At 35.1% G+C, this 24968-nt stretch carries 18 protein-coding genes; 3 read left to right on the top strand and 15 right to left on the bottom strand.

The genetic code is table 11. From position 1 onward, the window contains the following. Nucleotides 1-6: 6 nt before the first annotated feature. The 5 genes from GQF63_RS09080 to GQF63_RS19760 all read right to left on the bottom strand — a co-directional run bounded on the left by GQF63_RS09080 (nt 7) and on the right by GQF63_RS19760 (nt 7852). Entirely contained in the window at nt 7-702 is a 696-nt protein-coding gene (locus tag GQF63_RS09080; RefSeq protein WP_160368909.1) for an ABC transporter ATP-binding protein, read from the bottom strand. Nucleotides 703-740: 38 nt separating this feature from the next. Continuing rightward, nucleotides 741-2174, bottom strand: a complete 1434-nt coding sequence (locus GQF63_RS09075; protein ID WP_160368908.1) for a RagB/SusD family nutrient uptake outer membrane protein — start codon at nt 2172-2174, stop codon at nt 741-743. A gap of 33 nt (nt 2175-2207) precedes the next feature. Then, nucleotides 2208-5795: a SusC/RagA family TonB-linked outer membrane protein gene (locus tag GQF63_RS09070; protein WP_160368907.1), complete on the bottom strand. Its 3588-nt coding sequence runs from the start codon at nt 5793-5795 to the stop codon at nt 2208-2210. Between the two features lie 277 nt (nt 5796-6072). Beyond that, nucleotides 6073-7233: a FecR family protein gene (locus GQF63_RS09065; protein WP_160368906.1), complete on the bottom strand. Its 1161-nt coding sequence runs from the start codon at nt 7231-7233 to the stop codon at nt 6073-6075. Nucleotides 7234-7285: 52 nt separating this feature from the next. Further along, nucleotides 7286-7852 carry an RNA polymerase sigma-70 factor gene (locus GQF63_RS19760; RefSeq protein WP_160368905.1) on the bottom strand — a complete coding sequence of 189 codons (567 nt, stop codon included), beginning with the start codon at nt 7850-7852 and terminating at the stop codon, nt 7286-7288. 253 nt (nt 7853-8105) lie between these two features. Here GQF63_RS19760 and GQF63_RS09055 point away from each other — a divergent pair, with 253 nt between their 5' ends. Then, entirely contained in the window at nt 8106-8747 is a 642-nt protein-coding gene (locus GQF63_RS09055; RefSeq protein ID WP_160368904.1) for a dihydrofolate reductase family protein, read from the top strand. Beyond that, nucleotides 8747-9367: a dihydrofolate reductase family protein gene (locus GQF63_RS09050; protein ID WP_160368903.1), complete on the top strand. Its 621-nt coding sequence runs from the start codon at nt 8747-8749 to the stop codon at nt 9365-9367. Before GQF63_RS09055 ends, GQF63_RS09050 begins: the two co-directional genes overlap by 1 nt. A 59-nt stretch (nt 9368-9426) precedes the next feature. Here GQF63_RS09050 and GQF63_RS09045 read toward each other — a convergent pair whose 3' ends face one another. From GQF63_RS09045 to GQF63_RS09000, 10 genes are all read right to left on the bottom strand, one after another. After that, nucleotides 9427-9876: a hypothetical protein gene (locus tag GQF63_RS09045; protein WP_160368902.1), complete on the bottom strand. Its 450-nt coding sequence runs from the start codon at nt 9874-9876 to the stop codon at nt 9427-9429. Nucleotides 9877-10251: 375 nt separating this feature from the next. Next, entirely contained in the window at nt 10252-11148 is an 897-nt protein-coding gene (locus tag GQF63_RS09040) for a hypothetical protein (protein WP_160368901.1), read from the bottom strand. Between the two features lie 6 nt (nt 11149-11154). Beyond that, on the bottom strand, nt 11155-13020 hold the full coding sequence (locus GQF63_RS09035; RefSeq protein WP_160368900.1) for a KAP family P-loop NTPase fold protein: 1866 nt from the start codon (nt 13018-13020) through the stop codon (nt 11155-11157). Between the two features lies 1 nt (nt 13021). Next, the gene (locus tag GQF63_RS09030; RefSeq protein WP_160368899.1) at nt 13022-16036 is read right to left on the bottom strand and encodes a type I restriction endonuclease subunit R; all 3015 of its coding nucleotides are present in this window, start codon (nt 16034-16036) and stop codon (nt 13022-13024) included. A 39-nt stretch (nt 16037-16075) separates the two neighbouring features. Beyond that, nucleotides 16076-17890, bottom strand: a complete 1815-nt coding sequence (locus GQF63_RS09025; protein ID WP_160368898.1) for a DUF262 domain-containing protein — start codon at nt 17888-17890, stop codon at nt 16076-16078. A gap of 22 nt (nt 17891-17912) precedes the next feature. Further along, nucleotides 17913-18350: a hypothetical protein gene (locus GQF63_RS09020; protein ID WP_160368897.1), complete on the bottom strand. Its 438-nt coding sequence runs from the start codon at nt 18348-18350 to the stop codon at nt 17913-17915. 13 nt (nt 18351-18363) lie between these two features. After that, nucleotides 18364-19164: a hypothetical protein gene (locus tag GQF63_RS19645; RefSeq protein WP_212592513.1), complete on the bottom strand. Its 801-nt coding sequence runs from the start codon at nt 19162-19164 to the stop codon at nt 18364-18366. A gap of 40 nt (nt 19165-19204) precedes the next feature. After that, a complete protein-coding gene (locus GQF63_RS09010) occupies nt 19205-20509 on the bottom strand; it encodes a restriction endonuclease subunit S (protein ID WP_160368896.1) in 1305 nt (434 codons plus the stop codon). Further along, complete coding sequence (locus tag GQF63_RS09005; RefSeq protein WP_160368895.1) at nt 20509-21513, bottom strand: virulence RhuM family protein; 1005 nt, start codon at nt 21511-21513, stop codon at nt 20509-20511. The genes GQF63_RS09010 and GQF63_RS09005 overlap by 1 nt, the downstream gene beginning before the upstream one ends. 3 nt (nt 21514-21516) lie before the next feature. After that, the gene (locus GQF63_RS09000; protein ID WP_160368894.1) at nt 21517-23859 is read right to left on the bottom strand and encodes a type I restriction-modification system subunit M; all 2343 of its coding nucleotides are present in this window, start codon (nt 23857-23859) and stop codon (nt 21517-21519) included. Between the two features lie 793 nt (nt 23860-24652). Between GQF63_RS09000 and GQF63_RS08995 the strand changes: the two genes are divergently transcribed. Further along, nucleotides 24653-24937 carry a hypothetical protein gene (locus tag GQF63_RS08995; RefSeq protein ID WP_160368893.1) on the top strand — a complete coding sequence of 95 codons (285 nt, stop codon included), beginning with the start codon at nt 24653-24655 and terminating at the stop codon, nt 24935-24937. Nucleotides 24938-24968 lie beyond the last annotated feature (31 nt).

Raw genomic sequence — 24968 nt, 5'->3', positions numbered from 1 at the left:
TAGGCTTTAAATGGTTTCTAAATATAATTTCTGTAATTGATTTGGATTGATATCACTGTTTTGTAAGGAGTGGATAAGCTGACCATCTTTCATAATACCTATATGCGTTCCGATGTTTACCGCATTAAATATATCATGAGTAGCCATCAACACCGCCTTTCCTTGTTCTCCTAAGCGTAATACGATCTTCGAAAACTCATCTGTTGCTTTTGGATCCAATCCGCTTGTAGGTTCATCCATAAAAATAAGTTTGGCATTTTTTGCTAAGGCGATAGCGATTCCAACTTTCTGACGCATCCCTTTTGAATAGCCTCCTACCCTTTTTGCATGAGCTTCTTTTTGAAGGTTTGCCTCCGATAAAAAGCTTTCCAATTGGCTATTAGCGTATTTAAAACCAGCCAATCGACTAAAAAAATCAAGGTTTTCCAGCCCGGTTAAATTGCCATATAACATCACGACTTCTGGAATATAAGCGACTTTACTACTAACAGAACTACTTTTATCATTAACCTGTTCGCCATCGATTTTAATATAACCTGAAGTTGGAGGAATAAACCCCAAGCAGAGGTTGATAGTCGTAGTTTTACCGGCTCCATTTTGACCGAGTAAGCAAAACACTTCACCAGGATTAACAATTAAATTTAGATTTTTTAGGGAATGGAAGTCCCCATACTTTTTATTCAAGTCTACGATTTGTAACATCTTTAATAATTTGAAATGTGTGAAATAAACTAAGCCGTCTAGGGGTTATTAGGCATGCTAGGATTCTCTAGCATGACCCTATCCGGAAACCGCAGTACCATACGTTCTGGACGTAAGGTATATTCTGATTTAACTTCTCCGGATGCATCGTATAGTTGATGCTTGTATGTTATATTTTGAAAAAGAGGGTCTGTTGAAAGTCGCCGCATATCCAACCATCTATAACCTAAAACAGCAAATTCACGAATACGCTCATCGATAATAAACCTTATGAGTTCATCTTTTTGTGTAATCGATACAGTAGCACTATTTGCCGGCATTCTTTTTTTACGTAAGGTTTCAAGATCCTGGATTGCTCCTGCAATATCATTTGTTCTAGCCTTGGCTTCCGCTCTTAGGAGGTATATATCTGGTAGAATCAGGCCGAATTGCCCTTGCGAAGGGCCGTTTCTCCGTTTAATACCCGGTAATAATGCAGTACCGCCGTTCGCAAAACTTGAAAAGAAAAACAAGCGCCTATCATCCGAATTGTATAGCGAAAAGGTTCTTGGGCCTACTAATAAATAATTAAATGAGCCCGTAAATCCATTAGAAAACTGTTTTACTAGTAAATTCTCTGTATTTATCCAGCCTGCTGGCATTCCTGAAATAATTGTATTCGGATTAGAGATCCACCCACCACCTGGAGCTGTTGTGATATTATAATCTATCAATTCGGTGGCAAAATTGGTTGGTAAATCAGACAAAGCATCGTTAAAAGCGGTAATTGCAAGATCATATTTACCCATAAAAACGTATAATTTCCCTAGTAATCCCTTTGCGGCAGCTCTTGATAAGCGTGCGCGAACTACTGGATTTTTGGGAATTAACGGAATAGACTCTTGCAATTCCTTCAGCATAAAATCATAATTCTCCTGAACTGAAGGCCGGGTAAAGGAGCTTGTGGTCACATCGGATGTTGTTACTATCGGAAAGCCTAGGTCTTGTCCAGCAGTAGCAGCTAGATAGGGTTTACTATAATAATTAACAAGCATAAAATTACTCCAAACCCGATTTGCCCTAGCTTCGGCCTGCAAAGCCTCTCTATCTGCTTTTGTACCATCTTGCACATCGAGTACCTCATTGGCTATCTTATTATAAGTATATAGCTGCAGCATGAGCACGGCTAATTCTCTTGAATTTTCATTGGGCTCATAAATAACATCTTCCCAACGAAATAATCGCTGCGTACGAATATCTGCTGATGCTGCATACGGTTCCAACATAATTACTTCATCCCCCATTGGGACATTTGTATTCACATCTGTGTTTAATACATTCAAATTATTGAATAGGAGATCATAATCCTTGAAACTACGAGAAATCAATTTCCCCCTCGGCTCTATTTCTAGAAAGGATTTACTGCAAGAAAGAAATGATAACATGACCAGCAGTAGCAATCCTATCTTTGTTATATTTTTGAAACTATTCATGATAGTTTAGATTTAACGTAAAACCATTAAGAATTAAAAACGGAAATCGAGACCAAAAGACAGGGTTCCTTGATTGATTGGAACCGACCTTGTCCCTCCATCTGTATGTCCATTTCCCCAAAACTCTGGATCAATGTTTTCCTTGTTAGCTTTCCATAGCATTAGATTAGACCACTGTGCTCGAACTCTTAAATCTTTCATATACATCTTTTGCACAAGTTGATTTGGCAACCGATAGGCTAAGGAAATATCACGGATTTTAATAAATGAGGCTGAAAGCACATTGATATCAGCCAATTTATAGTAATTCACATCTCTTCGAGAGCTATTAATAGCAGATGTTTCCACATAGGATGGAATATTTGTATGTTGCTCATCCCCTGCTGATTTCCAACGATCTACAAATTCATGGTGAACATTTCCTGAATGAAAATACCCTTGCCCGTCATAGGAAAACAATCGTCCTCCAGCCCATAATTGGTTTACATCTTTCCGCATCACATGGCCAAGATTAAAAATGCCGTTCACTGAAAAAGAAAGATTTTTGAAGGACAGAAGGTGCTGGAACCCCCCACTCCATGGTGGTTGTGTGGTTCCCATAAATAAGATATCTTCAGGCATCGTAATGTTTCTGGTTTTCGATTTTTCACCCGAAGCAAGCATGACTTGCGGATCTCCTAAATCATCTAAACCTGCATATTGATAAGCGAAAAGTGCATAAGATGGATAATCAATATAATACTGTTGGGTAACAAGGCTATTGCCATTTGCTATTGGACTAGTTAGATTTAAATCAGTTATTTTATTATTATTATATGCAGCATTAAGTCCTAGACTCCAATACCAATCTTTCGTTTCCAATAACGAAGCTCCTAATGATAATTCTACGCCTTGATTTCGCATACTCCCAAAGTTTCCAGGTATATTGGCAAATCCAGTGAATGCATTTACTGGCATCATACCAATAAGATTTTCTGTATGCTTCTGATAATAATCCAATGATCCAAACAACTTACTTTGGAAAAACTTAAAATCCATTCCGATATTGCTTATCCGCGTAGATTCCCAATTTAGTTTAGTATTACCTGGTGTACCGATGGTAAGTCCGTCACCTCCTGGAAATACAGTATTCCTGCTTGCAATTAAAATATCATAGGAAGCCGCTGTACCTATATTCGGTGAATTTCCTGCCAGACCATAGGTTGCACGTAAAAACAATTGGTTAACCCAAGGTACTTCTTTCAAAAAGGCTTCACTGCCAACATTCCATGCAACACCTAAACTCCAAACAGGCTTATTCTGCGCCGAACGATCCTTACCAAACAAGTTTGACTCATCAATCCTGAAACTAGCATTCAAGGTATACCTTCTGCTATAGGTATATGAAGCATTTGCATAGTAGGATAAGAACCGATAAATATCTTCTGTTTCATTAAATAAATCTGCGACCAACGTACTTCTACTAAAAGAATTTGGCATCACCGGATTACTTACCCCATTTCCTGCTGAAGAGAGACTTTTATAGTCAATCACGGCATAGGTCATAAGTTTCTCATTATAGCCACGAACCACATTCGATGAAGACCATGTCGACTGTTGTTGACTTTCCATCCCAACAAGTCCATTGATTTCATGTTTTCTATTGTCCCAATCTTGATTCAATACCAATTGATTTCGAAAAGTCCAGTGGTTTTCTTTCATATTGAAGGTTGTCCGTTTCGCTCCAGTATTTGGTAAGTAATAGGTCGGAGCACCGCCAGGTGTGCTAGCTGCTACCGTAAAATTAACTACTTCTGCACGTGTGGTATAAGCCTCTTGATCTTGCATTGTAACCACTTCTTGTCCACTTCTTAGCAATCCATAGGTGCTTTCAAAATTTAACCCTTTAATGATTTTCAGCTTTATCCCAGCATTTAATCGTGCATACAGCCTTTCTTGATTGACCCTTGTTTTATCGAAATCATATAATGGATTAAAATCAAGACTAATGCGGCTTTTATCTTGATATAAATTCTGTAAAGAATCAGAACGCATTAGCCAGGACATAGACAAGTCCTCTCCTGCTGAATTTCTAAATAGCGCATAAGGTATAAATCTATTGTCAGGGGTATATGGATTCATCCTGTTCACATTATTACTATTTAAATCCGAAATAAGATGAACCTTTAACCGATCTTTCCAATTGAAATCTTGCCTGATATTTAATTTATAATTCTGATTCTTATTTTTCGGCGTAGCATCTTTTTGGTTCGCATAAGTTAATGAAGCGTAAATTCCATAATTCTTCCATCCCCCTCTTCCTGATAAGGTTTGATTGGAAACAACAGCATCTCTATACCATAAATCCCGCATCTGACCTCTGTTATCTAATCCAGAAAGGCTATCCAACTGCTGGCGCATTTTACTTTCAGTAATTACCCCTCTATATTGGTTATACATAATTACTTCGTGTGGAGCTAACATTCCAACGGGTCTTGATGCCAAGTTATTCCAGTTGTTAAGCACAGGATTAAAAATCTCTTCTGCCGCACGAATATATTCCGCAGCATTCAATACAGGATAATAATCAATTATGGGCTTACCTTGTAATTGTACATATGCATTATAATTGAGGGAAAAAGCTTCATTCGGTTTGCCAGTTTTGGTTGTAAGTACAATAACCCCATTTGCACCACGGGCTCCCCAAATGGATGCAGCTGTTGCATCCTTCAGCACATTGATATCTTCGATATCGTTGGCATTTAAATCCTCAATGTTTTCGAAAGGAACACCATCTACAATATATAATGGTGCTCTACGTGCATTTAGGGAAGAAAGTCCACGAATTAACAAAGGATTGGAGCTGGCAGCCGGAGAATGATTAATTGTCAATCCTGGAATCAGTCCATCCAATCGATGTAAAACATTTGTTGAAAATGTACGATCTTGAAAAACAGCCATATTTGGCTTCGAAAAAGAGCCAGCGCTACGCTCTCTATTAATGGTTTGATAACCCGTATTAATTAAAACAGAAACTTCGTTTAAGGATGAAACCGCTGTTTCCAAAACAATGGTTCCCAACGTTTGGGATGCTAAGATTTCTTTACTAGCATAGCCTACATGGGAGATATCGATGTAATCACCTTTGTATACATCTGATAGGAAAAAATAACCACTTCGATTTGTGCTAGTGGCCATAACTTTTCCTTTAATTCGAATGGTAACTCCTTCCAACGGCTTTCCTTGTTGGTCTACAATACGTCCAGATACAGAATCTTGCTGCCGTTCAGGAAGTCCTGAATTCGACATAGCAATCTGCCTTACATTTGTACTAGGCAAAGCCTTCGAACGTTTTATAACAATGGTATTGCCATCAATCGTATAGCTTAAATTTTGAGGTGATAAATATCGTGACAGAGCTTCTTTTAAATCAATAGCCCCCTCCTCTACTGTCAATAAAGAGCGTGATTGCTGCAGGTCCTTCAGTTTATAAAAAACTGTATAAGGCGTTTGACCTTCGATTTCAGCGAAAAATGTCTTCCAGGTAATTTCTCCCTTCCTCAGGTTGATTTTTTGGGCATAACCATCTTTTGCTGTCACATGTAGAAAAAACACAGATAAAATGAATATTGTTAATTTCATAATCCTGAGTATTAGGATAAGTTGACTTGGTATAACGCAATTTCGCCGTATACAGCAAGCCATTGGTTGTTTCATAATTTTCATGGTTTTAACAGACTTACAACCTAAGTTGCTCAGAAAAATCCTTGTTCAACACTTGGATTTTACCTAAGTTTGTTAGGTTTCAATAAAAACTGGTTACTGGTTTTTTATTAAACTACTTTGGTACTGGGGATGCTACGAACATTTCCGGTACTTTTTTTTGTAGGATAAAATCATGGAAATAAATTAATCTGTATTATTTCATAACGATTATCCTCCTTTCTTTGTTATTTCCCCCTTCAATTTTGAATTTTATATCTCCGGTAAGTTCTATTTTTCTTAATACATCTTGAATGTTTGCTGTCCTAGGAAAACTTCCGCCAAACCGTTCTTGTTGATTTACGTCTGACAAGAAATGAACATCAACATTATACCATCTACTAATTTTGCGCATGATCATGTGCAAAGGTTCATCATCAAAGTCGAACGTGCTGTTTTTCCAACCCATTTCATGAACCGTATTCACGTCACGAATTAGGATTTCACCTTCTTTGGATTTTATGACTGCTTGCCTTCCTGGACTTAATCGTTTCTTCCCCTGAAAGCCTATTGCAGCAACATCTACAAGCCCTTCTATCAATGTTGTTTTAGAGATTTCTTCATCGCTGTAAGAAAAAACATTAAAGGAAGTTCCTACAACTTCAATCTTTTGAGACGAAGTATGGATGATAAATGGAACTTTTTGACCATCCTTATCCTTTAAAGGTTTTACTTCAAAAAAAGCTTCACCTGATAAAAAGATTTCCCTTTTTTGTTGGTTTATTTTGGATGAATAAGTTATTTCACTAGCAGCATTTAACCAAACTTTGGTTCCATCAGACAATTCCAACTGATAAATTCCGCCACGCGGTGTGGATAACTTTAAAAGATGATTTTCTCTGTTTTTATCTAAATTAGGATCTGACGAGGTCGTAAGAAATTGCCCATCAGCATAAGTGATATCCTCTCCCATTTTTATACCATCATGTTCCGAGCTTAATTGAAGTGTTTTCCCATCTGACAGGGTAAGGGTGGCTTGAGGACTAGCAGCCTTTATCCCACTATTTTCCCATGAAATTTCTATAAAATCCTTGTCCTTATCTTGCCAAATCGTCTCCTTGGCAAACCATAGGCCAGTCAGGCCAATCAATAGGATGGCTGCCGCATAAGGAAGCATCCTTTTAAGTGGAGAAATCTGTTTAATAGGAAATAATTTATCATGGATAAGCTGTAACTCTTGCTGCAATTCTTTTTCAGGTAAGTCCAGCTCTCTTAAATTGGAATAAAGCAACCAATCTTCAAGCAACTTAATCTCTTCGTCAGAAGAAAGACCAGCTTGCCAATTTTCAATTATCTGTTTCGCTTGTTTCTGCGTCATGGATTGTCATTCGGGTTTATTACCTATATGACAACTTAAAAAACGCTAGGGGTTAAAAGAAAAGTAAAAAAAATAATCCACCCAACTTTTGTTTGAGAATTTTGAGCGCATGGTGCATATGGCTTTTAACCGTTTCCTCAGATACCTGCATCTTTTCAGCAATATCTTTACGGCTATAACCAGTCTTTCGACTGAGTTCGAAAACTTGCCGCATTTTCACAGGTAAAGCGGCTACTTCACGTTCTATTAATTCATTCAATTCATGGAATCGCAGTAAATGATCTGCATTATCCTCTGTCGAATCTAAAAATTGTTGGAAACTATCAATATAGCGTGCTGAGACTTTTTGATGTTTTATTCTATTGAGAATTTTATTCCGTACAACAGTGTACATAAATGGTAAAATCCCTTTATTTATCAACAAGGTATCTCGCCTTTCCCATAAAAATAAAAATACTTCATGCACAATATCCTGTGCCTCCTGCCTTTCCTCTGTTCTACGATAAGTAAAAGAATAAACAAGTGCAGCATATCGGTTATAAATCTCCGTATAGGCAAGCTTATTACTTGCTTGTAATAAACCAATTAATTCATCCTCCGTTAATTCACTGTATCTCACATTCTTATGCTTATGTTAACCTAATGTAATCAATTAACGATATAAAACAATATGATTAAATCAATTAAAATTAAAATAACTTAAAACCAAATTATATTTACTAATAAAAAATAAAGAAATTGTTATAACTGTTTTTTATTAAATTTGAATATGGGAAACTGATGTAACAAATCGACTATGTGCATCATAGGTGCTTATTTCGCCGAAGCTTTTATTACCTACTTTCTTTTTATACTAAATATAAACTATTGCAATGAGCAAAATTATTGTGGACTGCGCCATCTCTCTGGACGGATATTGTGCAGGAACCAATAGAGGCCCAAACAATCCTATGGGGGGTGTATTTGGAAAAATACATGGCTGGATGCTTACGCAAAAAGCATTCTGGGATTACCTAAATATTGAAACAACGGAAACAGATGGCCCCGAAGGTGAGCTTATTCTTCATACCAACAACCGAACCGGTGCTTTTATTATGGGCAAGCGGATGTTTGAGGAGGGAGAAGTCAGTTGGCCAACAAATATGTATAAAACAGACGTTTTTGTGCTGACCCATGAAATTAGAGCCCCGTGGAAACAAGAAGGCAACACCACCTTCTACTTTATAAATGACGGCATTGAAAGTGCGTTAGAAAAAGCAAAACTAGCAGCACAAGGCAAGGATATTCGTATCTTTGGAGGAGCCAACGTAGTGCAACAGTTCTTAAATGCCGGGTTAGTCGATGAGTTGTTCGTCCATATTGCACCTGTATTTATAGAAAATGGCATCCGATTATTTGACAGCATAGATCCAAACGTGTATACCTTAGAAATTATGGAAGTAATCCCTTCTGAACTAACAACGCATATTCGATATACCTTAAACAAAAACAAAAATACATCTACAAGACTCTGATGAGTAATATTATTTTTGATAGTGCCATATCCTTGGATGGCTATTTCGCGGGCATCAATAGAAGCCCTCTGAATCCAATGGGCGGTGTTTCGGAGAAGATCCACAGCTGGATGTTTCAACAAAAAGCTTTTTGGGATTACCTAGGTGTTGAAAATAACAAAAACGATGGTCCTGATGGAGCGCTAATCCGGGAAACCATTGACCGCACCGGTGCCTATATTATGGGAAAACGCATGTTCGAAGAAGGTGAGCTTGCCTGGCCTGAAGATTTATACAAAGCTGATGTCTTTGTACTGACCCATGAAAAAAGAAAACCCTGGAAACAACATGGCTCCACCACTTTTTATTTTATTAATGATGGTGTAGAAAGTGCCTTGGAAAAAGCCAAACAATCTGCCGAAGGAAAAGATATCCGAATCCAAGGTGGCGCCAATACGATACAGCAGTTCTTAAACGCCGGATTGGTGGATGAGTTTTTTATCCATATTGCGCCCGTGTTTTTAGGAAAAGGAATTCGACTCTTTGAAGGAATAGATCATTCCTTGTATACCTTGAAAATTCTGGAAGTAATCCCCTCGGAACTCACAACGCATATCAGGTATGAGCTGCTGAAGCGGTAAAGGGATTAATTCCTTCCAGAATTAAATTGGAAGGGCTTGATTGTTAAAATTTGCAGTACTTACTTTTGATTTTGAACTATAGTTACTTTCCTATTTGCATTACCCACAGATGCAGAAAAAGTAAAAGTTCTAACGACACCTTCTTTATTTTCTTTCAGCGAAATTTTAATACGCCTTTCATCTAATTTTTCTACGGTAAACCAAACACTTTCATATTTATAGACTTCACCTAGCGGGCTATCAGCAGATGGCTTTGCATCCCTCCTATAGCATGTAAGTTTATTGTTTTTTTCTAAATCATAGTCTTCAAAACCATCAACTGTAATTCTTTCAAACCACCAACGTTGATCATTCTTCGAAATCAAAACAGTGTCTTTAACTGCGGTGCTAAATATATGCGGACCTGCATCAAAATCCGGAGGAGTAGCTAAACCATCAAGTTTTTTGCAGGAGCTACTAAACAGGAGAATGATGCATGTAAAAAAGATGGAATAATTAAATCTATTCATGCTATTTGCTAATTAATTTATTTTTCACAAATGTATTTGTATTAATTAGTGATAGTTAAAATAGAAAGAAGTATTTTTAATGGCTTGGCTATTATTTATGCAGTATTTAGGGCTTAGAATAAAACGGAAATAAATTTGAGGGAATTGTTTTAGACTTATTAGCTTAATAAGAAAAGCACAGTGCAATATGCTTTAGAATGCATAATTATGACTTTTAAATAATAAGTTTATTTATTCATTTCGATACAAAAAGTATTCAATACTGATTATCAGTTGTTTATTTTAAAATAAATACAAATAATAGTCAAAATTATGATATTTTATTGTCTGGAAAGTCGTCCTCTTTAATATGTCATTTGAATATACTGTTTATGTTTACTCTTTATAGTCAGTAGGACGACAACCTGGACGTACCCAAACATGCGCATCACTTTCAAGTTTTAAATGGTTATTTAAGTTCTCTGACTCTGTGTTATCATTACTAAAAATCATTACAATTTTATCAGTTTTACTTGGATGATTATTTATATAATTATAAAAATTAGCAATATCTGAAACTAATTTACTTTCTTTATCTTGTCTATTTAAAAAACTCTTAAATTCCCCATTCATAAATATCTGACTCAAAAATGGCTCTCCCACATGCAAATAATACTCAGCTCTTCCTTTGGTAGGCCCTTGACTATAATATGGTCTTATAAAGTGACTTAAATACTCGATTGGATTTACTTCAATATATTCTAGAAAAGTTTTAATTGCTTCATCACTAATTATAACTTTTCTTTCAGGTAATTCCATCGCATTTACACAACAATAAAATACATTAATAATTGATTTATAATCTGCATTCTTATTTATCAATTTACGCAGGCAATCTTCATTAAAACTTAAAAGAGCATTCTTTAAATAACTTTTTAAATGAACCCCATTTAATTCTTCGATATTGTCTTCTAAGTTTAAAATAAAACGTTGATTAAATGATGTAATGTTGTCATAATTTGGATTACTATTTTTACGTAATAATTTAATAAAACTTTCAATCCTCTCCTCAGAATTAAACAAGTCCCCTTTAACTTTGTAAATAGTTTTGAATAGATATTGTTGAATTGTTACAAAATCTCTATCATTTACATTATTAATCAAATAGATAAGGATTTCTAACAACCTAATATACTTATCATTATAAGTATTAATACCCTGTAACTCCAATTTCTCTAGAAATTCAATTACTTTTCTCTCTTTAATATATTTATCTAATAATTCCTTATTCATACTATATTATTCAAATAAACTATCGATTTCGTTTTGTGTAATACCCACACTTCTAAATTCAATATAATTTAAAAAATTTTGAGGATTAACTATTGTATTGATATGATTAAAATCACCAAAATCAGGTTCAGTAAATAGAGCTTCTAACAATTCTCTTAAATCATGTTTATATATATTATGCCTTATTGAAAAACAATCCTTATTACTTTTTTCATTCTCAGATTCACACATATTAAGCACTAGTTTAGAAACAAGTCCCTCCATTTCTATTTCAAAAAAATCTTGGCTAACAAAAATCCTTTTATATACTTCAATATCTATGTATTTTATTATTTCCAAAATCAAAAGATCTGGCAAATAAACAATCGAATTTGTATAAGTGTAAATACTCATCAAACTATTTGAAAAACGAATCAGATCTCGCTTGTTTTTTATAATCTTAGTAAGATTTTTACTAACAATATAATACTTTAAACTATTACCGGATCTAGTTGTGACACCAAAATGATTTACTGTAAATATCAATCGATCTAACTGATCCTTTAAGTTATTTTCATCAATCTCTGTAATATTAATTTTATCAGTAAAGTTCTTCCATAAATATTCAAAAATCATTTTTTGAATATAAAGTTTAGAAATGGGAGGAAGAGCCAACTCAACATCAAATATTTTCTTAATATATTCCTCGGGTTTATAAATCCTATTAACCTTTAAGGAATTTAACACATAAGATTTATCAAAAGGTACTATAAACATACAATTAGAAAAACCTGCGGAATTTCGGATAACTTGCAATGCATTTATAACTTCCTTATTATCTAACCTGTCTAAATCATCTATAATAATAACGATTCTTCTACCAAGTCTTTGAACTAAATCATTTATGTTATCGTAAAATTCCTTATTAGATCTGTCTCCGACCCAGGAAGCAGGTAAGTATTTGGTGATATTAAAAATACCATCAATACTCGATAAACTTCTTGCGTAGTTTCTTATCAAAGAACCTGTATGTATATACTTTGATATACCTTCATCCAATGTCTGAAAAAAATCAAATGTAAAATTAGATGATGTTGAATGCCATGGATTAAATTCTATAACAATGGTATTACTATCTTTTTCAAGATCATTTTTTAAAAAATTAAGAAATGAAGATTTTCCTTCACCCCAACTATTTACAATCGCTATGTTAACCGATTTATATTGGTTAACATGATTTTCAGCAATATGCTTGAGTAATTTGGCATAAAAGTCTCTTCTTTCATATTCATCGTCTTCTTTATTTTTAAGTGGAATATCTGCAACGATATTATCCTCATAATTTACTTTATAATCTCGTTTAAATAAAGAATGGATTAAAAATAACAAAAGAAATATCGAAAATCCTACAACTGGAACATCAAGAATTTTCAACACCTCTCTATGATCATCCCAAACTGAAAAATAATCATACCCAGCAAATCCAAAACCAATTCTATAATACCAATAGAAAAAAAGTAATCCTAATCCAAAAATTATAAGATTCAGATTTAGATGATAATTATTCTTAACAATTTCTTTCCATTTTTTTAAATAAAAGAAACTTAATAAGACAGATATCAACAAAAACAGAATTTGTAGTAAACTACTTTTTCTAAAATCAACAAAGACTTTACCGACTATATATTCATTAAATAGACTACTTAAAGGTGTTACAAACCATAAAAATGTAAACAAAAAAACAAACAAAAAACCTTCAATACAATTACTAATTGAAAATTCACGAAATTCATAGTTACGTCTTAATTCTCTTATTCCGATAAATAATAAAATAAATATAAGACCATAGTTTATAAATAGAAGGATTACCTTACCTAAATATTCTGTATCCATACTACCTCCCTATTGCTCTTTGTGTACTCGATTTAAAATCCTGTTTAAAATGATCATCTAACCATTGCTTTGCAAAGTCCAATTGTACCTTACGCATTTGAAGAGCAACTTGGTCTAAGATCTTATTGTAGGCAATATCACGCGTGTAGTTATCATGATTATTTAGGTATTTAGACTCATAGTCTGGATGCTGTTGTATCTTCTCTAGAAAAGTTTGAAAGAACAAGCGTTTATCATCAGGCGTAGCATCCCAATTCGCAAACCAACGTTCATTAAATTCTCGAATTATACTATCCAACTCAGCTTTCTCTCCTGGATCATGTGCGCCTCGTGGATTCGCATTATTCGGATCCAATTCGGATTCGCTATCGTCCAAACTCAATTTCTCATTCAATCTCACACGCTCAATACCATAGGTAGACAAATCAACAGACTCCAACAGCTCATCTAATAAATCTTCCTCACGTTGCTTCACTTTCATCTTCGGAATTAGGAATTTCAAAAACCAGAATAGTTTTTCCCAATTCATGTTCTCAAAAGTGATAATAGCCGCCAACTGACCATAAACCTTTACAAAATGTTTGGCCTTTATTTTAAGATCAGCTTTTTCTTCTTCATTTAGTTCTAAATCATTATTAAATCGTTGTGCTGAATAATCAATTATAGGACTTAATTCATCTGCAGATACACCTTTAAAAAATTTGGTATTGAATTCCTCAACTTCTCCCCATTCGTAAACGGCTGATTCGTCTAAAGCATCTTTTAGATCATGCAACACATTTACATCGGTTTCAGAACTTAAAGATGTAGATGTATAAAATGGATCAAATGATGACTTAATATCTGCGCTATCGTTAAAGAAATCTAATACGAATAAATTTTCTGTTTTTTTGCCCAGTTTCGGAGCTGATCGATTTAATCGAGATAAGGCTTGTACACACAGAACACCCTGTAATTTCTTATCCACGTACATTGTGGTTAATTTAGGTTGGTCAAATCCTGTTAAAAATTTATTCGCAACGACCAAAATTCGATAATCATTTTTATCAAATTCATCCTTAGTCTCTGAATCAGGGAAACCATTCATTATAGCTTCTGTATACTCAATTCCATCAACCGATTTTGCTCCTGAAAAAGCAATAATAATTTTAAATGGCGAACCTTTTTCTCTAAGCAGCTCATTCAATGTTTTATAATAACGGATAGCTGATTCGATACTTTGGGTGACGACCATAGCCTTCGCCTTATTATCCAAGGTCTTCTTATAAAACACATGTTGCATGAAATGATCCAGCATAATTTCAGCTTTGGCTCGTATCGTACGCGGATCCTTCTCAACAAAACCTTTCAACTTGCTTTGTGCTTTCTTGGTATTAAATTCTGGATTATCCTCAATAGACTTGTGTAATTGATAATAGCTTTTGTACGTCGTATAATTAGAAATTACATCTAAGATAAATCCCTCTTCAATAGCTTGCTTCATCGAATACAAATGAAAAGGCTTATAAGATTTATCCATTTGTTTGGCACCAAATCGCTCTAATGTAGAATTTTTAGGGGTAGCGGTAAATGCAAAATAAGATGCATTCTTACGCATTTTGCGTGCCTGCATGGCACGAACGATTAGATCCTGTGCATCTACTTCTCCTTCTTCATTCGCTTCCATCGTACCCAGCACCTGGTTCATCTTATCTGCAGCAGAACCTCCTTGACTTGAATGTGCCTCATCGATAATAACACCAAATCGCTTATCATTCATGGAATCTATACCATCCAAGACATGTGGAAACTTCTGAATCGTCGTGATAATAATGCGCTTTCCAGATTCTAAGGCTTGTTTCAAGTCAGAAGACGAATAAGCTGGTGCTACTATATTTTTAACATCCGAAAATGATTTAATATTCTCGCGAAGCTGTCTATCCAAAATACGTCTATCCGTAACGACAATAACCGAATCAAACATCGGCTTTCCTTCCGCATCCTCTATCTCTATCAACTGAAATGCTGTCCACGTTATAGAATTGGACTTACCTGAACCAGCAGAATGCTGAATCAAGTAAGTTTCCCCCAAACCTTTTTGATTGACGTCCGCAATAAGTCGTCTTACCACATCCAATTGGTGATAACGTGGGAATATATAATATTTCTTAGATAAAGGATCTTTATCCTTACCTTCTAAAAGCATATAATGCTGAATAATCTGCGCTAGCTGATTTTTCTCAAATATCTCCTGCCATAGATAAGCCGTTTTATGACCATTAGGATTCACAGGATTACCCTTACCGAAATTAGCCCCCTTATTGAAAGGCAAAAAGAACGTGTCCTTTCCCTGCAATTTTGTGGTCATATACACCTCATCTGTATCGACCGCAAAGTGCACTAAACAACGTCCAAACTGCAATAAAGGTTGTGAGGCATCGCGCGTAAACTTATATTGCTTAATTCCTTGAACGGCTGCTGTTTGTCCTGTCCAAGGATTTTTTAATTCTATCGTAACCAATGGAATACCATTGACAAATAGTACCATATCAATCTCTTCTCCTGTATTTACTGCTGAATACCGAACTTGTCGTGTAATAGAAAATTGGTTGGCTTCAAAATTCTCACGAATAGAGTGTGCAGAACTAGCACTTGGTGCTTCATAGAACAAATTAAAATAGGCATTATCAACTTCTAATCCCTTTTTCAAAAGCTTAAGCACACCATCTTTTTTGACCTTACGATCAAAACGCTCTAGAATCTTTAACTTCCAATCGCTACTCACCTGAAGCTTAGCCAATTCTTTGGATTGAGTTTTCTCCAAAAAATCCCAAAAACGTACCGTATCTAGTGCATATCGTTTATCGAAATCTAAAGTTGATCCAATATAATAGCCTTTACCACTCAGGTAATGTTCATCTGACTCATACAAAGATCCTACAGACAGTGATTTATCTTTCAACTCTTCTAAAGTATACCCCGTAAGATATTTTTCAATTAAAGATTCTAATGCTTGTTCGTTATATTTTGTGGTCATAATATGGTTGCTTAATTATATCTTCATTATAAATGAATGCTAAATATTATTAATGTTTTTATCATTAATTTTCCACGTTTCGAAAGCTAAATCGAGCATTATGTTTTGCCTTTTATCTACACTATCCTTATTCCAATGATTAAATTCAAAATTCATATCAGATTTAAATCTATTCAGGGCTGTATGCGCTCCTACTGAATATTTATCGTCTAATAATTTTGTTGAAATAAGATCTGATTTTACATATTCAGATTTCTTTTTCTCATACCAATTTGAATCCAAATCATTGTAATTGTTAACAGCTTGATTTATCATACCTTCTAACAAGGTCGTATTTCCTAGACGATACGTAAAGTATTTATAATCTTGTAAGTCTAAAAATTCACTTGGTATGACATCATTTTTAGGTGTTTGGGGATATATATGCTCTATTTGCAATCCATTAATAAAATCATTCCCTTGTAAAGGCAAATTACATTTAGCACGTATCGTATTTTCAAGCTTTCCTAAAATATAACGTTCTCTATAGAGCGGGCTATAATGAAAATGAGGAATTGTTCTAAATCTATTTTTAAATTCGGCTAATCTCTCTGTCAAGTAAGGAATTAACTCTTCCTCAACTATAGGCATAATTTCAGCAACAGTCTTTTTGCCACGCAATTTTACCGCCCATTTCGTAAAATTCGTTTCATTAGCCTTTGCTTGAATATTGAGTGTTATGGAATAGAAAAACAAACTTTCCAGTTGTTTTGCCAAATATTCAATACAGCCCTTTTCAGCTTGTTCACTTAGCGCCAATAATAATATTAAATGCTGTCTCGACCTATATTTATTTACATAGCCGATACTTGTCACATTCGGAAATTCACCGCCGTCTTTTACGAGTTCAGTAGCTATTACTAAATCAGAATATCGCTTGGACATTGCTTTAAGTTCTTTAGCAAGCCCTAATGGATTTTTTTCGTAATCAAGTGCCTCAACCCCCTCTTTGGATATAAACCATCTATATAGTTCATCTTCGCGAATTATACCATTGTGGTACCTAGCAATGATAAAATATCTTAAAAAACGCAATGGAGAGGAATCTTCTCTACACTGCTGTAAATTAAACATGATTTCCTTCCAAATATGCTTTATCTTCTGAAAATCTGCCTCATTAGCCTTTGCAAATAGTAAATTCTTTACTAAATCCATTGCATTTAATCCCGCGCCACGCTGATTAATTGTTTCAAATATTTTAAGTGCGCTACTTAGATTTTCTGACTCTATGATAACTAACTCTACTCTTGTCAGAAAGTATTTCACATAATCCAATAGATTATCTGTCCCCTCTTCTAGTATTTGGTTAAAAGAACTTTTTAACTTCAAATATGCTTCATGCATACGTCTAACAGAAGACGTATAAACGTCAGTATAGTCTTCATTATTTATTAATTTCTCTAGAAAACCACTACTTTCTTCATATTGCAATTCCAAACGTAATTGTTCTCTATCTGATTCCAAATCAAAATCAGTAAGTAATTCTTCTACGTTTTTTAAGTATCGTTTTTGTTTGCTATCTAAATCTATGGAGTGTAACAAATCACGAAATGCACATAGAGACAACATAATTGTCGTCAAACGCTGTTGACCGTCTATTACATCGTATTTCCCTTTATTCTCTACGATGATTATCGAACCTATAAAATAGCTTTTAGGGTGAGAAGAGAACGCTTCATACTCATTCTCTATATCTATCAAAAATTGCTCTACTTGATTATCCGCTTTCCAAACATATTCTCGCTGATAGTCTGGTACGATGAAAAAATAGTCTTTTAGTCTACTAATACTTTTTACTTCTGCTTTAACTTCCATTATTTATAATTGGTTATTTATCTTATAGCACTATACTATCTCGCAATATATAGTGTAATTGTTCTCTTTTCTTAAGTTCTTCTTTACTCAGCCTACTAGCTATAATAATTTTACCTTTGAATACAAAATTATCTCCTTCATAAGTCACAAACCAAGGCTTACCCAAATCATTTGCACAAATTGCTCCTTCTAGCAATCGAATATATTCTATACGCTTGGATAAAATCTCATCTTCAAAATATAAAACTAGATTGTGATGAGCTTTCAAAAAATCAACTAACTCCTTTGGACTAGCAAAAGCAGGCACCTTGACTATTTCTAAATGGTTATTCAACAATTCATCAAAATATTTAGCACGTTCAACTTCTAAACAATTTGATACCACACACGAATAACGCATTGGAGTACTTAAGTTAAATGCTAGAGACTCAAAGAAATCTTGTAATGTTGGCTTATTCATAATTACAGTATTCTTAATCCTTCAAATTGGCGAATGGGCGTTGATCATAATGAGCACTGAACTCTTTAATTAAAGCTGTTTCTATTTGAGCGGGGATAGCATCTGGTAATTCTAACCAACAAACGATCATAGTATCAGCGTTATCCAATTGCCAAATATACCTGCCTCCCCAATGTCCCACAGGTTTTCCTTCTCCGAAGCGAAAATACTGCTTTAGTCGTGAGTGTATGCTAGCTGAACTACTTTCTCCTCCTGCTTTTCCTATATAGATAATGGGCGTATTATTTACCCAATTTCTTTCTAACTCTTCAATGGAAACATTAGGATCTCTCCCCTTGAAAGCCCCTCCTGTTCCTACGCTAAGATATTTTGGTAAATCTGCTGGATAAAGGATAATATATATACCTCTCTTTTTAGGGAGCATTACATAATTAGTCCTTCGTATATCTTCAATTGTCTCAAAGCCTTTAAAACCTAATGTTTTTAATTGTGGTATAATAGATTGACTATGATCTAGCATAATCTTTCTATTTGAAGTATTTAATAAGTCTTGAGTTTCAGTTTTAGTTACTATTACTTTAGATGTATTCGACTGCTGTAAAGCTATATCCACTTTACCCAAAATCTTTACCACACGTCGAAAATCAGCTACTGTATAACCACCGCCTATTCCAAAATCTGAGGCATAGAAACCTATTGCTCGTATCTTACTACGTATACTTTTTTGTTCTGCAGACGAAGCATTTAATTTTTGGATAATCAGCTTTTCTATCCTCGAAGCTTCGTCAACAGTAAATTCTTTTTTCCCCTTCATTATTCAAATTCATAATTAGTTAGTCTATAATTTCTCTCCCCTACGCTACCTTCACTTTACCCGTTACCACCTCGTTGATAAGGCTTTGTTTGTAGGCTTTGAGTTTCTCAATTTGCTCGGTTTTCAAGGCAATGGCTTGGTCTATCTTACCCGTTTGATCATCTAAGTAAACAACAATGGCTTCTTGCTCAAAGATTCGGGGAATTGGTACATTTAATTCTGAATATTTGTCTGCTCCAATATTTTCAATTGTAGCCTTATTAAAAATTGAATCTTTCCAACTCATAAAGGCTCCTGATTGCGTATAGTAATTTAGAAAATCACTCATTATTTGATTGATATCAGGTTCAGCTTTAATCAAATATCCAGCAAAGCAATAAGATTTCTCTTCACCTAAGCTAGTTTTGAATTGGTAAGCCTTTCCAACTGTTGCTCCACTTCTAGCAAAAAGAATATCACCATCTTTCAACAGATAATCTTTTGCAATTGAATCTGGTAAAGACAATTTCTTATTATTATTTAATTTACCGTCAAATCCAAAGTCAGAGATTCTGATATATCGTGGTAGATTTTCATCATAATCAAACCCACTTTCATTAGCTCCATATTTTAATTGACTGGAAAGTACATATTTCAACCTCTTTACCTCCCAATGCTTCGGAATCTCTCCAATCCAATCAATGCCAGAATCTTTTAGTTCTGCATTCGGTTGAATACCTTTGGTAACGGCTTCGTGGATGATTACTTGGCGACGTTCTTTGAGTAAAGCAATTTGCTGTTCTTTTACCGAAACCAGTTCATCGATCTTCCCACATTTCTCATCCAAAAAAGCTGCAATGGCTTCTTGCTCGGAGATTGGGGGGACGAAGAATGTAATTTCTTTCATTCTCGCTTTAGATAAATCCCATTGTCCTATACGTACACCATCAGATGCTTGAATAAAAAAAGGTATATAGGCCTTACTTCTAATGGTTTTTGAAAAGAATTCTCCATACAATTTAGAATCAATATCAAAAATAAAATACGCTGGACTAACAATACCTTCATAATTTGAATAACCGTAGGAACCTTGCCAAGCTTTCATTTTATTCATTCCAAATTGTCCTTTTTTAAGGTGTTTGTAACCACTCAGGTCATCTGGTATAAAGTTGTGATTTTCATCTTCTTCATCTTGTCCTCTAACAATTACCCCTTTTTCTCTAGTTATAGAAAGTAAGGGTAAATGCGCCATATTTTTAACTGAATAAGGCTTTAAAAGATTTCCAAGTTTCCTTGTTTCCCAATGACTTGGAACTTCTCCCAGCCAGTCTATGCCCGAGTTTTTATAGGATTCGTATGTTTGCATTAGTTCTTTTTCTTTTGCTCCAGCTGTTTAGCGGTTTGGTCAATAAATTTCACAAAATCTTGTTCAGCACGAGAGAGTTCATCTTGTGTTTGCGCCTTGTAAGCAGCATAAGCTTGTTCAGCCTTCTTCAACATCTGCTGATGGCTCACTGTACCTGCATTTCCCAACACTTCATTACCTGTCATGCGAATAAAATCATCCAAACGCGCAATCCAGTCTTTCATGTACATGGGTTTACGGTTCAAGGCCTGCAACTCGGCCAATTCCAGATAGGCTGTCACTACACGGTTCAAGATATTCAACTCCTCTTCGGTCAAATAATTTTTAGCCGTTGTAACCTCTTCTTTCGTTGGTTTAGCTCCTTTAAAATGCGTTAATCCCAAATGTGGTTTATCCGGCGAAATACGATGAAAAATCACTTCAGCGGCCGTTTGTCCATGCGCTGCAAAATGCATCTTGTTTTGCACCGTCTTAAAAAACAATTGTGAACTTTCTGCTTTCGGGTCGTAATCAATACTGGTTGCATAAATATCTAAAACCTTTCGCCAAAACACTTTTTCCGACGAACGGATATCACGTATCCGCGCCAATAATTCATCAAAGTAATTACCACCACCTGCTTGCTTGAGCAATTCGTCGTTCATGGTAAAACCTTTCACGATGTATTCACGCAAACGCTGTGTCGCCCACTGACGGAATTTGGTTCCTTGCAAGCTTTTCACACGGTAACCTACCGATATGATAACATCGAGGTTGTAAAATTTAGTGTCATAATTTTTTCCATCTGTAGCAGTTGTTCGGAAATTCCGAACAACTGAATCTTCCAGCAATTCACCTTCCTCAAATATATTTTTGATATGTTCGCTAATCGTTGACTTTGCTTTCTGAAACAATTCAGCCATCTGCGCTTGCGTAAGCCAAACCGTTTCATTTTCAAGACGGGTTTCTATTTTCGTAACCCCATCTTCCGTTTGATATATTAAAATATTAGTAGCTTGTTCCATCGCTTAAAACTTTAAAATATCTGCTAATAAACCATCGCTTTGTTCTTCCAAAGCCAATAGATCTTTGGTAATGTCTTGCAACGCACGCAAAGGCGTATGTTGATAGAAATATTTATTGAAGGAGATTTCGTAACCAATCTTTACAGAATCTAAGATAATCCACGCTTCCTCCACATGTGGTACTACTTCACGTTTGAAATAGGTTAATATCGTTTCGCTCAACGGAATTTGTTCGCTGTCACGTAAATCAGATTCTGTCTCGTATATAATATACTCACCGGACTTGCTTGTCGCATAATAGCCAAAATAAGGCAAATCCTCTTCACCACAGCCTAAGTGATTCAACAGCTGATGCAATTTATCACCTGGTAATTTTTCAATCTTTTTGATGACTTTCTCCGCTTCAGCATCATAGCTTGATATGGCACTCAAAATGGCTTTCTTTTCAGTCGCACTTAATCCCAGTTTATGCTGCTTTACATGTTCATCTATTAAGCCGCTAAAAGCATTGAAATCCAAAAAGATTTCATCACCTACATACTGCCAAAGTTGAAGTGCTGCATCGTATAATGCCTTTGGCTTTAGCCATGTTGACTTATCTATTAATTTGCTAATTTGCTTTTTATTCAATCCCCACTCTTCCTTTTCTGCACGTTTACTGATTTCTTCTGCATGTGCATCTAAGCCAGCATATACCAAATCACCATAGCTCTCATACAAGGCTTGCATGGATACTTGTAAACCTTTTTCGTAGCGCAATGTATCTAGAGCCTCTTTGGTAAATTGAGCCTTTAGTCGTTTAGGACGTTCTATATTGACTTTGTAATAGCCAAAGTCTGCATTTTGAAATTGCTTGATTTGTAAAGCCGAATCCGTTGGGTTGGTATCCCAGTTTTCCAAATACGCTTGTGCAATCTGCGTAATTTGTTCGGGTGAAAATTCAGAATTTTTATTCCCTAAGTTTTTACGCAACTTACGGTAAAGGTTATTGGCATCGAGCAATTGTACTTTGCCTGCACGCTCTTTTGGTTTATTATTGTTGAGCAACCAGATATAAGTGATAATGCCGGTATTGTAAAACAAATTATTTGGCAATTGGACAATAGCATCTAGCAAGTCATTCTCAATGATATAGCGACGTATATTGCTTTCTCCCGAACCTGCATCGCCAGTAAAAAGTGAAGAACCATTGTGTACCGATGCAATGCGCGAACCTACTCTATTGGCTGTAGGTGCTTTCATCTTGTCCACCATCTCCATCAAGAACAATAATTGACCATCTGAAGAGCGAGGTGTAGCATCTACCGTTTCCCAATTACCCCAATAGTCTTTAAGTTTGATTTTAAAACGATTATCAATGACATCTTTTCCATCTTTAATATATTTCTGTTCCGAAGCCCAAGATTTTCCATAAGGTGGATTCGACAACATGAAGTCAAATTTCATGTTCGAAAATTCATTGGTCGACAATGTAGATCCCACACGTATATTCTCTGGATCCTTCCCTTTGATCATCATGTCCGACTTACAGATGGCATAAGTCTCATCGTTGATTTCTTTACCATAGAGGTAGACATCACCAGTATAACCGATACTACTTTCTTCATCTATAAGGTAGTTCTCACTTTCCGTAAGCATACCTCCTGATCCACATGCAGGGTCATAGATGGTGATGATATTGGGTAACTGATCCTTAATCGGTTCAAAAACCAAGGTGGTCATCAGCTGAATAACCTCACGTGGTGTAAAGTGCTCTCCAGCTTCCTCATTATTTTCTTCGTTAAACTTACGAATCAATTCTTCGAACACATAACCCATGCCTAGATTGGACAAAGCAGGCAATGGACGACCTTCAGGATCGTTTTTCTCTAAAGGTGTTAGATTGATATAAGGCGAGGTAAACTTTTCTAATACGTCAAGCAATACATCTTTGGATGCCATATGACGAATTTGTGCCGATAGGTTGAATTTTTCGATAATCTCCTTCACATTAGCAGAAAAACCATTAAGGTATTCCTCAAAGTTGGCTACTAATTTCTGTTGGGAATTCGTAGCTGTTCCTTTCAGCTTCTCCATAGTCCATGTGGACGTATTATAAAACACATAGCCAGAAGCATCTTGAAGTCCTTTTGTATCTAATTCTGTCGAATTTAGTTCTTCCTTCTGAAAACGAACTTCTGCTAATACAGCGACCTTTGTTTCCTCTAATAGTGAATCAATCCGACGTAAGACAACGAAAGGCAATATAATATCACGATATTTTCCACGTACATATACATCACGCAGACAGTCGTCAGCAATAGACCAAATAAAGCTAACTAATTTATTATGAGAAGTGTGTGTCATTATTTATTTAACGGGTAAGGTAATTATATTAATCTTGCAAATTATAAAATTAATAATGACAAATCAATATGGGAAACCGTAATAATTAGCGATTAAAGCAACTCTTGAATAAAACAAACCAAATTAATTTGAACAATTTAATTTAGTAAAAGTTGGTGTTTTTAAATAATTATATCAATGTTTATTCATAACAAAAAGAAGCTTCGAGCGGTAGGAATAACTAAAATATTTGAAAAAGGAAATACAAAACAAATGACTAGGAAATAGATTATTCTAAATGGCTTTTAATATAAGTGTCTATCTTTAAAATCGTCTCTGGTTTTAAGCTAATGCTTGGAATGATAGAGGAGGTGGAAAATAGCTCTTTCCACAGTTTAATAATAATATAAAAGAGTAGTCTATAATGCCCCCCCCCTTACTTCCCGATACAAATTGTAACTAATTATGATAATCAATGATTTATAATAAATAGGTACAAATAGGGAGCATAATCATTGCTTTTTTAAAATAATAAGAAGCAAATATATCATTAAGTCACCAATAAAATCACCAATATGAAAATGACCATTTACCTCGGAAGATCTATTCTAAAGTATGAAGCGTTTGAACAACTAGTGTTCGATCCGGACTTGTCAGAGCATCTTTATCAAAAGTTCTATAAACTCTTAATGAGGATCAATAAATTATTCCCAAATAGAGAAGAACGTATTGAAATAATAGATAGTACAGGTTGCTTATTTGTTTTTGGAGAAAATGAAATCATCTTTGACAAAAATTATATAAATAGATAACTATGGAATTCTACACATTTTCCAAAATCGAATTCAACAAAATGTTGAAAGAAGCTGCACAGGCAGGAGCTAGGGCAGCGTTAACAGCTATAGGAATAGCAAGCCCAACAATTACAAGGTCAGACGCAATGAAATTGCATGGTCAAAGGCTTATCGAATCCCTAGAAAAAGAAGGTCTGATTACCAAGCGTCAAAGGTTAAATCGAGGACATTTCTATTATGATGCTGACGAGCTTAATGCTGCGATTATAGCCGAGAACCGACACAGATTTTTTAAAGGGAAATAATTAGAAGATAAAATGCAATATCTAACTCTAT

Origin of the sequence: Sphingobacterium humi (assembly GCF_009768885.1) — a bacterium.
GTDB classification, from domain to species: domain Bacteria; phylum Bacteroidota; class Bacteroidia; order Sphingobacteriales; family Sphingobacteriaceae; genus Sphingobacterium; species Sphingobacterium humi.
This window is presented reverse-complemented; position numbering and strand designations above follow the sequence as displayed.

Excerpts from the sequence above, each read along its gene's own strand:
- GQF63_RS08995 (WP_160368893.1), top strand. The coding sequence starts at position 24,653 with ATGGAATTCTACACATTTTCCAAAATCGAATTCAACAAAATGTTGAAA.
- GQF63_RS09080 (WP_160368909.1), bottom strand. The coding sequence starts at position 702 with ATGTTACAAATCGTAGACTTGAATAAAAAGTATGGGGACTTCCATTCC.
- GQF63_RS09070 (WP_160368907.1), bottom strand. The coding sequence starts at position 5,795 with ATGAAATTAACAATATTCATTTTATCTGTGTTTTTTCTACATGTGACA.
- GQF63_RS09055 (WP_160368904.1), top strand. The coding sequence starts at position 8,106 with ATGAGCAAAATTATTGTGGACTGCGCCATCTCTCTGGACGGATATTGT.
- GQF63_RS09010 (WP_160368896.1), bottom strand. The coding sequence starts at position 20,509 with ATGCAAACATACGAATCCTATAAAAACTCGGGCATAGACTGGCTGGGA.
- GQF63_RS09005 (WP_160368895.1), bottom strand. The coding sequence starts at position 21,513 with ATGGAACAAGCTACTAATATTTTAATATATCAAACGGAAGATGGGGTT.
- GQF63_RS09030 (WP_160368899.1), bottom strand. The coding sequence starts at position 16,036 with ATGACCACAAAATATAACGAACAAGCATTAGAATCTTTAATTGAAAAA.
- GQF63_RS09045 (WP_160368902.1), bottom strand. The coding sequence starts at position 9,876 with ATGAATAGATTTAATTATTCCATCTTTTTTACATGCATCATTCTCCTG.
- GQF63_RS09040 (WP_160368901.1), bottom strand. The coding sequence starts at position 11,148 with ATGAATAAGGAATTATTAGATAAATATATTAAAGAGAGAAAAGTAATT.
- GQF63_RS09065 (WP_160368906.1), bottom strand. The coding sequence starts at position 7,233 with ATGACGCAGAAACAAGCGAAACAGATAATTGAAAATTGGCAAGCTGGT.
- GQF63_RS09000 (WP_160368894.1), bottom strand. The coding sequence starts at position 23,859 with ATGACACACACTTCTCATAATAAATTAGTTAGCTTTATTTGGTCTATT.
- GQF63_RS09020 (WP_160368897.1), bottom strand. The coding sequence starts at position 18,350 with ATGAATAAGCCAACATTACAAGATTTCTTTGAGTCTCTAGCATTTAAC.
- GQF63_RS19645 (WP_212592513.1), bottom strand. The coding sequence starts at position 19,164 with ATGAAGGGGAAAAAAGAATTTACTGTTGACGAAGCTTCGAGGATAGAA.
- GQF63_RS09050 (WP_160368903.1), top strand. The coding sequence starts at position 8,747 with ATGAGTAATATTATTTTTGATAGTGCCATATCCTTGGATGGCTATTTC.
- GQF63_RS09035 (WP_160368900.1), bottom strand. The coding sequence starts at position 13,020 with ATGGATACAGAATATTTAGGTAAGGTAATCCTTCTATTTATAAACTAT.
- GQF63_RS09025 (WP_160368898.1), bottom strand. The coding sequence starts at position 17,890 with ATGGAAGTTAAAGCAGAAGTAAAAAGTATTAGTAGACTAAAAGACTAT.
- GQF63_RS09075 (WP_160368908.1), bottom strand. The coding sequence starts at position 2,174 with ATGAATAGTTTCAAAAATATAACAAAGATAGGATTGCTACTGCTGGTC.